Annotated in this window: 8 protein-coding genes; 7 read left to right on the forward strand and 1 reads right to left on the reverse strand. The window is 65.4% G+C overall.

Going from position 1 to position 13,867, the window contains the following annotated elements; translation table 11 throughout:
* Positions 1-1,011, reverse strand: coding sequence for a helix-turn-helix domain-containing protein (locus CH256_RS25930; protein ID WP_068054762.1), 1,011 nt, complete (start codon positions 1,009-1,011; stop codon positions 1-3).
* A 97-nt stretch (positions 1,012-1,108) separates the two neighbouring features.
* On the opposite strand from CH256_RS25930, the gene CH256_RS25935 reads away from it, so the two are divergent.
* The 7 genes from CH256_RS25935 (at position 1,109) to CH256_RS25965 (ending at position 13,761) form a co-directional block, all read left to right on the forward strand.
* On the forward strand, positions 1,109-1,429 hold the full coding sequence (locus tag CH256_RS25935; protein ID WP_094638988.1) for a 2Fe-2S iron-sulfur cluster-binding protein: 321 nt from the start codon (positions 1,109-1,111) through the stop codon (positions 1,427-1,429).
* A gap of 23 nt (positions 1,430-1,452) precedes the next feature.
* A complete protein-coding gene (locus tag CH256_RS25940; protein WP_094638922.1) occupies positions 1,453-2,841 on the forward strand; it encodes a cytochrome P450 in 1,389 nt (462 codons plus the stop codon).
* Positions 2,842-4,032 (forward strand): NAD(P)/FAD-dependent oxidoreductase, encoded by a 1,191-nt coding sequence (locus tag CH256_RS25945; RefSeq protein WP_094638923.1) that lies wholly within the window; start codon positions 2,842-2,844, stop codon positions 4,030-4,032. It begins immediately after the preceding gene.
* 93 nt (positions 4,033-4,125) lie between these two features.
* Positions 4,126-5,889 carry a glycosyl transferase gene (locus tag CH256_RS25950; protein ID WP_094671282.1) on the forward strand — a complete coding sequence of 588 codons (1,764 nt, stop codon included), beginning with the start codon at positions 4,126-4,128 and terminating at the stop codon, positions 5,887-5,889.
* 10 nt (positions 5,890-5,899) lie between these two features.
* On the forward strand, positions 5,900-9,070 hold the full coding sequence (locus CH256_RS25955) for an arabinosyltransferase domain-containing protein (protein WP_255183189.1): 3,171 nt from the start codon (positions 5,900-5,902) through the stop codon (positions 9,068-9,070).
* A gap of 76 nt (positions 9,071-9,146) precedes the next feature.
* Positions 9,147-12,464 (forward strand): arabinosyltransferase domain-containing protein, encoded by a 3,318-nt coding sequence (locus CH256_RS25960; RefSeq protein ID WP_179272233.1) that lies wholly within the window; start codon positions 9,147-9,149, stop codon positions 12,462-12,464.
* Positions 12,465-12,789: 325 nt separating this feature from the next.
* Positions 12,790-13,761: a hypothetical protein gene (locus CH256_RS25965; RefSeq protein ID WP_068054628.1), complete on the forward strand. Its 972-nt coding sequence runs from the start codon at positions 12,790-12,792 to the stop codon at positions 13,759-13,761.
* The last annotated feature ends 106 nt before the right edge of the window (positions 13,762-13,867 follow it).

The raw sequence follows: 13,867 nt of genomic DNA on the forward strand, positions 1-13,867 counted from the left end.
CTACCTCGGTGCTGCGGTGCGAGATCGAAACTCCCTCGGTGAGCGTCCGGTCCATCGCGTGAACGCATGCGAGAAGCTGGCGACGTCGCTGTAGCCGAGTTCGGCGGCGATCTCCCCTACCGTCACCGAACCGTCGAGCAGACGCACGGTCGCGCGCTCCTGAAGGAACGCCTGACGTAGCGCACGGAACGTGGCTCCCTCGTTGCCGAGTTTTCGTTTGAGGGTGCTGGTGGAGACGGCCATTCTCCGGGCACAGTGCGCACTGTTGGTGCACTCGCGGTCGGTGTCGAACAGCGCGCGCACGGTGTCCGTGTACGACTTCGTACGACGGCCGTCGACGGCCTTCTGCAGTTCCGCGATCCCCAGTTGATACGACAACGAATCGGAGAACCGGCATGCCTCGTCGAGGATGGCCGCCGGCACGAAGACGAACGGTGACGGCGCATCGAACACGATGCGCCGGATCTCGTCGTCGTCGAGCGTATCGCGCTCCGGGGCCGGGATATCGAGGTGAAGTTCGACCGCGTCCGCGAAGCCTGCGAGCATATCGATCAGACGAAGAAGGCACGAACCGCCGTACGCGACAGCAATGCTGTCGAGCCCGTCGTCCCCCGTGCGCCCGGCAAGTCCGATGGTCAACCCTCGATCGGTATGGAGGATGTGCACGGCGAGAGCCGTCGAGACCAGCGGGAGGAACTCCAGCAACTCGACCATCTCTGCCACCGATCCGGCACTGATCAGCGGAAGACTGAGAGGGCCGAACGACGTGGGCTGCACGTATTGCGCGAACGTCGCGCCGAGCCGGAACCCCTGTTGACGGTCGAGGTCCGGGTACACCTCCCGAAACCACCGCAGCGGCACCTGTCCGTCGCGGGTGACCAGCTCCGTCATGCTGACGCCGTCACGCACCAGGATGCGTCGGAACGCCGCCTCGGCCCGCTCGCCCAGCGCGCCGCTACCGAGCAGCTGCGCGAAGGCAAGCGGCGGCACTCCGGACTCCGTTGATCTCACGTGAGCCAAATTAACAACAAATCGACGCTTTCGAGCCTGGTTCGGAAAGCCCATCGCAGTGAGACTTGGAACACAGTTACTCAGCGAGGAGAACACCATGGCCAACGTCACCTTTGTCACGCACGACGGCGAGAAGCACGAGGCACCGCTGACCGAGGGCACATCCCTGATGCAAATTGCCGTCGACAACGCCATCCCGGGTATCGACGGGGACTGCGGCGGCGAGGCAGCCTGCGGAACCTGTCACGTCGTCGTCGACGACGCATGGAGCGACGTCGTCGGCACCAACGACGAGGTCGAGGAGGACATGCTCGCCATGAACCCCGAGCGTGAACCGACATCTCGGCTGTCGTGCCAGATGACCGCGCGCGAATCCTGGGACGGCTTGACGGTCCGCGTGCCCGAATTCCAGATCTGACCTGCGGACCGGAGGAGAGAGCCATGAGTATCGCCGACACCGTCGCGACCACCGCGAGATCCGTCATCCCGATGGAACTGCAGATCCGCGGCGCGCACCTCTACGACAAGACGCGTCGGATCGTGACCCGCACCGACGGCCAGGTCATGTTCACCGAGACACCGATTCCGCCGGTCGACGAGGTCGATCTCGCCGACATCGACCTGAGCAACCCGTTCCTGTACCGCCAAGGCCTCTGGAAGTCGTACTTCGAGCGCGTCCGCAACGAAGCGCCGGTGCACTTCCAGCCGAACAGCCCGTTCGGGCCGTTCTGGTCGGTCACCCGGCATGCGGACATCATCGCCGTCGACAAGAACCACAAGGTGTTCTCGGCGGAGCCGTTCATCATCATCGGCAAGCCGCCGCGCTTCATGGACATCGCGATGTTCATCGCGATGGATCCCCCGCGTCACGACGCTCAGCGCGCCGCGGTCCAAGGGGTGGTGGCCCCGAAGAATCTCCGCGAGATGGAGGACCTGATCCGGTCCAGGGTGCAGGAAGTTCTCGACGACCTTCCCGTGAACCAGCCGTTCGACTGGGTTCGCACGGTGTCCGTCGAACTCACGGCACGGATGCTGGCGACGTTGCTCGATTTCCCCTACGAGCAGCGACACAAGCTCGTCGAGTGGTCGGACCTGGCGACGGCAATGGAACAGACCAACGGTGGTCCTTCTGACAACGACGAGGTGTTCGGCGCCATGGTCGACGCAGCCAAGGGCCTGAGCGCTCTCTGGCACGACAAGGCCGCTCGAAAAGCAGCAGGGGAAGAGCCCGGCTTCGACCTGATCTCGCTGCTGCAGGCCAACGACGACACGAAGGATCTCATCGACCGGCCGCTGGAGTTCCTGGGGAATCTCACCCTGCTCATCGTCGGCGGCAACGACACCACGCGTAACTCGATGAGCGGTGGAGTGTTGGCGCTCAACGAGTTTCCCGATCAGTTCGAGAAGCTGAAGGCGAATCCCGATCTGGTGCCCGGCATGGTGTCCGAGATCATCCGTTGGCAGACGCCGCTGGCCTACATGCGCAGGATCGCGAAGGAAGACACGATCCTGAACGGCCAGTTCATCCGCAAGGGCGACAAGGTGGTCATGTGGTACGCCTCCGGCAACCGTGACGAGCGCGTGTTCGATCGGCCGGACGACTTCATCATCGACCGCAAGAACGCACGTAACCACATCGCGTTCGGGTTCGGCGTGCACCGGTGCATGGGCAACAGGCTCGCGGAGATGCAACTGCGAATCCTCTGGGAGGAGTTGCTGACCCGGTTCGAGAACATCGAAGTGGTCGGGAAGCCCGAGTACGTTCAGTCCAACTTCGTGAGAGGTATATCCAAGATGATGGTCAGCCTCACCCCGAAGCAGCAGGCCTAGGTGAGCGCCGAGCGCGCGGTGATCATCGGTGCCAGCCACGCCGGCGCTCAACTCGCCGCACATTTGCGACGCGAAAAGTGGGCCGGGGAGATAGTTCTCATCGGTGACGAGGGGACGTTGCCCTACCAACGTCCCCCGTTGTCGAAGGCCTATCTGGCCGGCACCTCGACGCTCGAGGCCATGGCGATCCGCGGGGCGGATTTCTACGACAAGCAGAACATCGAGCTGGTCGACGGTTCGGTGAGCAGCATCGATCGTGAGGCTCGCACGGTCACGTTCGATTCCGGAGTCACGCAGTCGTACAGCAAGCTCGCCCTGTGCACCGGCGCGCGAACTCGCCGATTGGCAACTCCCGGAGCAGATTTGGCGGGCATCCACTACCTGCGGACCGCCGCCGACTCCGCATCGCTACGCGACGCCGCGACGCCGGGAACACGGGTAGTCGTCGTCGGTGGCGGTTACATCGGTTTGGAAACGGCAGCGTCCCTCCGGGCATCGGGTCTCGACGTCACCGTCGTCGAGGCCGCGGAGCGTGTTCTGGAACGCGTGACCGCACCGGTGGTCTCGACGTTCTTCACCCGAATCCACCGCGAGGCGGGCGTGGAGATCCGAACGGGTGCGCTCGTGGAGGAGTTCCGCGGAGACAGCCGTGTGCGGGAGGTCGTGCTGGCCGGCGGAGACACGCTCCCGGCAGATCTGGTGGTCATCGGGGTGGGCATCGTCCCCAACACCGAACTCGCCGAAGCGGCCGGGATCGCCGTCGACAACGGAATCGTCATCGACGATCGGACCCGCACCGACGATCCCGATATCGTCGCTGCCGGCGATTGCGCCGCCTACCACGTTGCCCGCTACTCGCGGCGCGTCCGCCTCGAAGGAGTCTGCGCTGCAAACGAACACGCGAAGGTGGCGGCATCGACTTTGACCGGAGGGTCCGCCGCCATCACCGCGCTGCCGTGGTTCTGGTCCGACCAGTACGACCTCAAGCTTCAGATCGCCGGACTGGGCACCGGATACGACGAGGTCGTCGTCAACGGCGACCCGGAGCGCGATCGCGACTTCACCTGCTACTACCTCCGCGACGGCCAACTCATCGCCGCGGACTGCATCAACCGTCCGCGCGATTTCATGACCAGCAAGAAGAAAATCGCCGAGCACTCCACAGTCGAACTCGCGGAATTGATCGGATGAGAACTTCACGCCCCTGCACCACCACCTCGCTCACCGTGTGACGCCGGTCGTTCGAGTTTCCGCCCATCGTGATCTTTCTGTAACCTCGACGCGATGACCACCCACGACCAGAGTGTTCTCGAGCGGCAGCCGACAACGGCACCGGCTCGACACTCCGGCGTCGGGCGCGGTGACGTCGTTGCGGCGGTCGGATTTCTGGTCGCCGCCTTCTACGTCCTGCAAGGCCAGTGGCGCAATCTGGGCGGCGGCTACCTCTACAACAGCGGCCAGGATCAGACGATGTGGGAGTGGTTCTTCTCCGTCGCCGCCAATTCGGTCGCGCATCTGGACAATCCACTGTGGAGCGACCTGCAGAATTATCCGCTCGGGGTGAATCTGATGGCGAACACGGCGATGTTCGGAGTCTCGATCCCCCTGGCCCCGATCACGTTGCTCTTCGGACCGACGGTCACCTGGGCGATCGCTCTCACCGTCGGCCTGGCGGGGACCGCGTTCGCGTGGTTCTGGCTGTTTTCCCGTCAGCTCAATGCGTCCAAGGGCGCCGCGGCAATGGGCGGCGCGCTGTGCGGCTTTGCGCCCGGCGCGATCTCACACGCCAACGGGCACCCCAACTTCGTGGTGCTGTTCCTGCTTCCGGTGATCGCCATGCTGGTCACCCGCATCGCACACGGCGGCGGGACCACCAAGAACACCGTCGGACTCGGGTTGATCGTCGCGCTGCAGATCCTGCTCGGCGAAGAGCCGCTGCTCATCTTCGCGATGTCGTTCGCCATCTTCGCCGTCGTCTACTACGTGTCCAGGCCCCGTTCGCTGTGGCCTGCCGTCCGCAATGCCGTGCCCAGACTCGCGGTCTCGGCCGGCATCGCGTTGACGCTCGTGGCGTTTCCGCTGTGGTGGCAGTTCTTCGGCCCGCAGTCGTACTCGTTCCTCGAACACGGTGCCATGGGCAACGACGCCAAAGCACTGTTCCAATTCCCGACGCAATCGCTCGGCGGCGAGGCGACTCCGGGGCAGAACGTTCGCATCAACGCCACCGAGGAGAACGCGTACTTCGGCTGGCCGCTGCTGGTGCTGTCCCTGGTGGCAGCGGTGTGGATGTGGCGCGTCGCCTGCGCCCGTGCTGCTGCCGCGATCGTCATGAGCGTGCTGTCACTCGGCGCGACGCTGGTGATCGGCAAGGACGACACCGGCATCACACTGCCGTGGACGAAGCTGGCCGAGTACCCACTCGTCGAATCCGTGCTCGAAACCCGCTTCGCGTTGGGCGCGGTGCCTGCACTGGCCCTGCTGGTCGTCCTGGCCACCGATCGCACGTTCCGCAACGGACTTCGCCCGTTGCCTGCGTTCTGGATCGCCGGACTCACGCTCGCACTCGTACCTCTGATCCCGACGCCGCTGGTGACCGTCGACAAGTCCCCGACGCCGGAGTTCTTCGCCGACGGCGAGTGGGAGAACTTCGTCGACGACGGTTCCGTCGTCACCGTGCCCCTTCCGCGGCCCGAGGACGCGCGCCCGCTGCGCTGGCAGATGGACGCCGACATGGGCTTCAAGCTGGCCGCCGGATACTTCGTCGGACCGAGCGACAAGGAAGAGAAGGTCGCCAAGTACGGGGCCGTGGACCGTCCGACGGCGCTGCTGCTCGGCTCGGTCTACGACTCGGGCACCGTCCCCGAGATCACCGCCGATCAGCGCAGCGACGCCGCCGAGGACATGGCGTTCTGGGAGGCCGACGTCGTCGTCCTGCCGCCGGGCAAGAACACTCTCGCTCTGCGGACCACCGTCACCGACCTCGTCGGCGTGGAGCCTCGGTACACCGGAGGCGTATGGGTGTGGGACGTGCGGACGCTCGTCCCTTAGCATCGTCGGCGTGCCCGAGACCGCTCCGAACTTCGCGACCGCCCGGCTGATAGCGATCGTCACTGGCATCATCGGTGCGGTTCTGGCCATCGCGACACCCCTGCTGCCGGTTCAGCAGGACGTTGCGACGCTGTCGTGGCCGCAGAGTTCGTTCGGCAGCGTCAACGCTCCGCTGGTGAGCTACTCGCCCGTCGACCTCGAGGCAACCGTTCCGTGCAGCGCCGCCACTGCTCTCACCGACGGCGGCACGCTGATCTCCACCGCACCCATCGAAGCTGCGAAGACCGAGCAGAAGGCACTGATCGTGCGGGTCGACGATGACCGGCTGCAGGTGCTGCTGCGTGATCGCGTTCTCGCCGAGGCTCCCGTGTCCGAGCTGTCCGCCGACTGTTCGCTGAGCATTTCGTCCAGCGCCACCAGTACGATCGTCGACCTCGACGGCGAAACGAGCACGATGGACGGCGACGTCCGCCCGCAGGTCGTCGGCGTCTACACCGACCTCACCGCACCGGTCGACGGCCTGAACGTGCGCGCCGACATCGACTCGCGCTATTCCTCGAGCCCCACCACGTTCAAGTTGTTGGCCATGATCGTCGGCGCACTCGCTGTGATCGCCTCCCTGTTCGCGCTGCATCGCCTCGACAGCATGGACGGTCGACGCCACCGCCGATTCCTCCCCTCGCGCTGGAAGTCCATCACCGGCGTCGACGCCGTCGTGGTGGGCGTGCTGGTGCTGTGGCATTTCATCGGCGCGAACACCTCCGACGACGGTTACCTGCTCAACATGGCCCGCGTCTCCGAGAACGCCGGCTACATGGCCAACTACTTCCGCTGGTTCGGCGTCCCCGAAGCGCCGTTCGGCATGCCGTACTACGACATGCTCGCCGCCCTCGCCAAGGTCAGCACCGCCAGCATCTGGATGCGCCTGCCCGCCACCATCGCGGCGCTGCTGTGCTGGCTCGTCATCAGCCGCGAGGTCATCCCCCGCCTCGGTCGCGCAGTTCTCACCAACCGGGTCGCGCTGTGGACCGCCGGATTCGTGTTCCTCGCTTTCTGGCTGCCCTACGACAACGGCCTGCGCCCAGAACCGATCATCGCCCTCGGCGCACTGCTCACGTGGTGCTCGATCGAACGCGCCATCGCCACCGGACGACTCCTGCCCGCCGCCATCGGCACCCTGATCGCCGCGTTCTCCCTCGCCGCCGGACCCACCGGACTGATCGCCGTCGCCGCCCTGCTCGCCGGCCTGCGGCCGCTGGTGATGATCGTGGTCAAGCGAGCTCGCCAGGTGGGACTGCTCGCCGTTCTCGCGCCGCTGGTCGCGTCGGGACTGGCGGTGTTGATTGCGATCTTCGCCGACCAGACTCTTGCCACGGTCCTCGAAGCGACCCGAGTGCGCTCGGCCATCGGACCGAACGTGCCGTGGTTCGAAGAACGCGTCCGCTGGGACGCGCTGATGACCATTTCTCCCGACGGCTCGCTCGCCCGACGGTTCGGCATGTTCGCGATGCTGCTGTGCATCGTCGTGTGCATCGCGGTGATGCTCCGCAAGAACGGACGCATCCCCGGGACAGCCACCGGACCGTCGCGTCGGATCCTCGGAATCATTCTGGGCGCACTGGCTTTGATGATGTTCACGCCCACCAAATGGACCCACCACTTCGGTGTGTACGCCGGTCTCGCGGCGTCGTTGGCCGCGCTGGCTGCCGTTGCCGTCACCGCTGCAACCGTCCGATCTCCGCGCAACAGAACACTGTTCACCGCCGCTGTCCTGTTCCTGACGGCGGTGGCGTTCACCAGCTCGAACGGGTGGTGGTACGTCTCGAGCTACGGCATTCCGTGGTTCGACAAGCCGCCGTCCATTGCCGGCAAGGGCTTTTCGACGATCCTGCTGGGCCTGACGGTACTGACGCTGCTCTATGCGGCCTATCAGCACGTCCGATTGCCTTATCGCAGAGAAGAACCGACCACGCGTCGACGCTTCGCGCCGTCCGCGCTGACCATCGTCGCCGGCGGGGTCGTGGCCTTCGAGGTGCTCTCGTTCGTCAAAGGCGCTGTGGCGCAATACCCGGCGTACTCCATCGCCCGCTCGAACTTCTCTGCCCTCGCCGGAAACTCGTGCGGACTCGCCGGTGACGTACAGGTGGAGACCGACGTCAACGGCTCGGTCCTGCAACCGATCGATCCCGCAGCCGACGCCCTCGGTGCCGGTGGGAGTACCGGATTCACCCCCGACGGCGTCGCCCAGGACCTGACGGCCGATTCCGAGGACACCGCGCAGGGCAGCGCGAACTCCATCCGCCCCGAGGACTCCGAACAGAGCGCGGCGGCCACCTCGTCGAACTCCGCGGGCACCTCCGGCGGAACCACCGAGAACGTCGGAATCAACGGCAGCACAGTCGCACTGCCGTTCGGCCTCGATCCGAGCACCACACCGGTACTCGGCAGCTTCGGAGCCACCGAGCCCGCATCCCTGACCTCCGGTTGGTACGCCTTGCCGGAGGAAGGCGACCTGATCGCCATCGCCGCCGCCGGCCGCATCCGATCGGTGGACGAGGACGGCATCGTCACCGAAGGCCAACGCGTCGAACTGGAATACGGACGCCGCGACGGCGGTGACGTGATCGCGCTGGGACGCATCACCCCGCTCGACATCGGTCCGTCGCCGTCGTGGCGCAACCTGCGCGTGCCGATGAACGACCTTCCCGCCGACGCGGACGTCGTACGCATCGTCGCCGAGGACAACGACCTGGCCGGGGATCAATGGCTCGCCGTCACCCCGCCGCGCGTCCCGAAGACGCAGACGCTGAACTCACTGGTCGGATCGACCGATCCGGTGATGCTGGACTGGGCCGTCGGACTCGCGTTTCCGTGCCAGCGTCCGTTCGATCATCGCGACGGCGTCGCCGAGGTACCGAAGTACCGCATCCTGCCCGACCGCACCGGTGCCGAATCCACCAATGCTTGGCAGGACTCGATCGGCGGCGGTCCGCTCGGCTGGACCGAACTGCTCCTCGGTGCGGAGACACTGCCGTCGTACCTCGCCGACGACTACGCCCGAGACTGGGGATCCATCGAGAGATACACGCCACTCGATCCTGACGCGACAACGGCCGAGATCGCCGTCGAGCAGCAGTCTCGTTCCGGATTGGCCAGCGACGGACCGATGAAAACAGACTGATTCCCTGGTTCTGTATTTATTCCCGGGGACGGTGCCTGTGTGACCTCTTCGTCACGCTCGCATAACATCGACTCTCGTGCCCGACGTCGTGACAGATTCATCAGCTGGTCCACCCGTCCCCGCTCCACTGCGAGCCTCGGACGAACTTCGTGCGCAGGTGCGAGTTCCCCGGCTGATCGCCATCGTGGCCGGCGTGCTCGGTGTGCTGTTCGCGCTGATCACTCCGTTCGCACCCGTCACTCAGACAACGGCCACCATCGAATGGCCGCAGAACGGCCTCCTGCAGGACGTGGACGCCCCGCTGGTGTCCCAGGCACCCCTGAGCCTCACCGCGACCCTCCCGTGCTCTGCCGTCGCAGCACTCCCCGCGTCGGGCGGGCTACTGCTGGCGACTGCGCCCCCTCAGGGCGAAGGCGCGGCACTGAACAGTCTGTTCGTACGTGTGGGCGAATCGAACGTGGACGTTCTCGACCGCAACGTAGTCGTCGCGACGGCACCGCGCGCCGACGTCGAGAGCACCCGCTGCGCGGCCATCGAGATCACCTCGAACGACGAGTACACCTCCGCGGCCTTCACCGGACTGACCGACGACGACGGCCAGCCTCTGCAAGGCAGACTCGACGGCGATCTACGCCCCCAGGTCGTCGGCATCTTCAGCGATCTCAGCGGCGCGGCCCCGGCCGACATGTCCGTCACCGTCGACGTCGACTCCCGCTTCTCGTCGTCGCCGACGTTGCTCAAGTCTCTGATCATGATCCTCGCGATCGCCTGCACATTGTTGGCCATCGGCGCACTCGGACGGCTCGACGGCACCGACGGTCGCGCGCACCGCCGCTTCTTCCCCTCCCACTGGTGGAGGTTCACCGGCGTCGACGTCACCGTCCTCGGCGTTCTGGTCGGCTGGCATTTCGTCGGCGCGAACACCTCGGACGACGGCTACCTCCTCACGATGGCCCGCGCCGCCGATCACTCCGGCTACATGGCCAACTACTTCCGCTGGTTCGGCGTCCCCGAAGCCCCATTCGGCTGGTACTACGACGTACTCGCCGTCTTCGCCAAGATCTCGACCGCCAGCCCGTGGATGCGACTGCCCGCACTCATCGCCGGCGTCCTCTGCTGGATGGTGATCAGCCGTGAGGTGGTCCCGCGCCTCGGCCGCGCCGTGCGCAAATCCAACGTCGCCCTGTGGACCGGCGGACTGGTGTTCCTCGCCTTCTGGCTGCCGTACAACAACGGACTGCGTCCCGAACCGATCGTCGCCCTCGGCGCACTGCTCACCTGGTGCTCGGTGGAACGATCCATCGCCACCGGCAGGTTGTTGCCCGCCGCCGCAGCCTGTTTGATCGGAGCCTTCACCCTCGCCGCAGCGCCGACCGGATTGATGTGTGTGGCAGCACTTCTCGCCGGGGCCCGGCCCATCGCACGCATCGTCGTCCGACGCCACCGCCAGGTCGGCACCCTCGCGATGCTGGCCCCGCTGGCAGCAGCAGGCGTACTGGTACTCGTCGTCGTCTTCGCCGACCAGACGTACGCGACGGTCATCGAGTCCACCCGAGTCCGCACCATCATCGGCCCCAACGAGGCCTGGTACCAGGACTTCCTGCGGTACTACTACCTCTTCGTCCAAACCGTCGACGGCTCGGTCGCACGCCGCTTCGCGTTCCTGACGATGATCCTGTGCCTGTTCACCACACTGTTCGTGCTGCTTCGTCGACGACGCATCCCCGGCATTGCGAACGGGCCGGCGTGGCGTCTGCTCGGCGTCGTCCTCGGCACCATCTTCTTCATGATGTTCAACCCCACCAAGTGGACTCACCACTTCGGTTCCTACGCCGGAATCGCCGGTGGACTGGCGGCACTGACGGCCGTCGCCGTCTCGGCCAGTGCCCTGCGCTCGCGTCGCAACCGATCGCTGTTCGCCGCCGGACTGATGTTCGTTCTGGCACTGTCGTTCTCGGGCATCAACGGCTACTGGTACGTCTCGAGCTACGGCGTGCCGTGGTTCGACAAGACGGTCTCGCTGGGCGGCAACGAATCGGGCACCCTGTTCCTCATCCTGTTCGGACTGGTCCTCGCCATTGCAGCTTTCCAGTACTTGCGTGAGGGATACGCTCCGCCGCAACCGAAACCGACGTCTGCGCGCGGTCAACGCATCCGTAAGTTCGCTGCCGCGCCGCTGACTGTCATCGCCGGAATCATGGTGCTGTTCGAGGTGCTCTCGCTCGTCAAGGGAGCCGTCTCTCAGTACCCCGCCTACTCGCTGGCCCGGTCGAACGTGCAATCGGTGCTGGGTAATTCGTGCGGACTCGCAAACGACGTCCTCGTAGAGTCGAACCCCAACGCAGGTGTACTGAGCCCACTGCCGGAAGACTTCGACCCTGTCGCAGGCCCCCTCGGCGGATCGAGCAGCACACTGCGCAACTTCACCGCCAACGGTGTTCCCAGCGACCTCAGCGCCGACGCCGTGGAAGTCAAACCAGGACAGGGCAATACCGATCAGCAGTCCGTCGGACCGGCATTCGAGGAAGGCCAGAGTTCCGGAACCGCAGGCGGCACCGGCGAAGTGGGCGTCAACGGCTCCTCCGCCGCCCTGCCCTTCGGCCTCGACCCAGCCACCACCCCCGTCCTCGGCTCCTACCAGGAAGGCGTCCAGGAGCCCGCGGAGGCGACGTCGAGCTGGTACCAACTACCCGCTCGCAGCGACGACGCACCGCTGGTCGTCTTCTCCGCAGCCGGACGCATCTGGTCCTACGACGACACCGGAGCCCTCACCTACGGACAGTCGCTGCTGCTCGAATACGGCAAGCGTCAGCCCGACGGAAGCGTCCAGGCCCAGGGCACCTACCTGCCACGCGACATCGGACCCGCACCCTCGTGGCGTAATCTCCGAATCCCGTTGGCGGACATCGCACCCGACGCCGACGCCGTCCGCATCGTCGCCAACGACCCCAACCTCACCGGCGACCAATGGCTCGCATTCACCCCGCCGCGGGTGCCCGTGATGGAAAACCTCAACACCATGATCGGCAGCGAACAACCCGTGCTGCTCGACTGGGCCGTCGGACTGCAATTCCCGTGCCAACGCCCCTTCGACCACCGAAACGGCGTCGCCGAGGTGCCCGGATACCGCATCCTCCCCGACCGCCCACTCGCCGTCAGCTCCACCGACACCTGGCAATCCGGCGAAAACGGCGGCCCACTGGGCTGGTCCGAACTACTCGCCAAGCCCGTCACCGTCCCCACCTACCTCGAAAACGACTGGGCCAGGGACTGGGGTTCATTGGAACGCTACGAGCAGTACTACCCGAGCGCAGTGCCCGCTGAACTCGAAACCGCCGACGTCACCCGATCCGGTTGGTACCAAGACGGACAACTGCGCGTATTCGAGGACTGACCTCCCACCCGCCGCTCCGCGTCAATGGACCCTTGCACACGTCTCGACCGTGCAAGGGTCCATCCACGTTTCGGCCCGTAGTGGGTCAATGGACCGTTGCATACGTCTGAGCGCGTAGGTGGTCCATTCACCCTCCGGTGGGGGGCAAGGACCGCGGGCTTCATAGGACTCCATCTGCCGGCCCTAACATCCGAGCCCGACAATGTTTGGCAACTCGCGACTGGTGAAGGCCAATCCATCCACAGACTGGTCGACCATCCACAGAGAGGCTGCGACAGCACCTGAACGCGACAAACGTGTCGGTGCCGGATTTCACTCTTCGGGCATGAAAAGACGATTGTGGAACGCAGGTTCATTGTTCGACCTCAGCTCGACCGGCGTCGTGACGCGTCGGCAGCTTCGCGAGGCGGGCGTGAGTGACGCAGCGATCGACAGCAGATGCGCGGCCGGCGGTCCGTGGCAGCGATTGCTGCCGGGTGTCGTACTGCTGCGCAACGGTCATCCGTCGACGCTCGAACGCTCAGCGGCGGCGCTCGCATACGGCGGACCGACGAGCATGATCACCGGCTGCGTCGGACTCGATTCGTTCGGATACGGGACCAACGGATCCGCCGGGGAGGTTCATCTGCTGCTACCCGCAGAGATGCGTCGGGCATCGGTGTCTTTCGTCCGAGCAGAGCGGACGTGGCGGATTCCCGAGCCGATCACCAAGGGCAGCATACGAGTTGCTCCTCTGGTGCGTTCATTGGTCGACGCCACACGGGCCGCGAAGTCCGAGGCACGGTGCGTCGCCTTGCTGACCGAGGTGCTCCAACGAGGCGGCGTGTCCATCGACGAGATCGCCACCGAATTGGCCGAAGGGCCGCGCCGCTACAGCGCGCTCACCCGCCGCGTACTTCTGGAGTTACGGGACAACGCGCACTCGGTGGCAGAACTCGAGGACCAACGCCTGTACCGAACCAGCGGGCTGCCAGCGATGACGCACAACTGCGACATCTACGCTCGAAGCGGAGAGTTCATCGCCAACACGGACGGCTGGATCGACGCCGTGGCGCTGGCACGTGAAATCGATTCCGTGACCCACCATCTGTCACCAGCCGACTACCAGCGCACACAAGCCCGACGCAATCGAATGCAGGCGCACGGCCTGATCGTCGTGTCCCATTCACCGCAAGACATCCGCGATCGGCCGACACAGGTGCTCGAAGACTTACGGAGGAACTTCCAGCACGCTCTCGCCAGACCACGACCGGATGTGGTGATGGTGCCGCGTGAATCTACCGGTGCCCGCGCGTGAATGAACCATCGCATGCGTCTCGGCAGTGCAATGGTCCATCGACGCCGAGTCCACCCCACGTGGATGAACCATTGCATACGTCTGGGCAGTGCAGTGGTCCATTGAC

It is taken from the genome of Rhodococcus sp. 05-2254-6 (assembly GCF_002258565.1).
Taxonomy (GTDB): Bacteria; Actinomycetota; Actinomycetes; order Mycobacteriales; family Mycobacteriaceae; genus Rhodococcoides.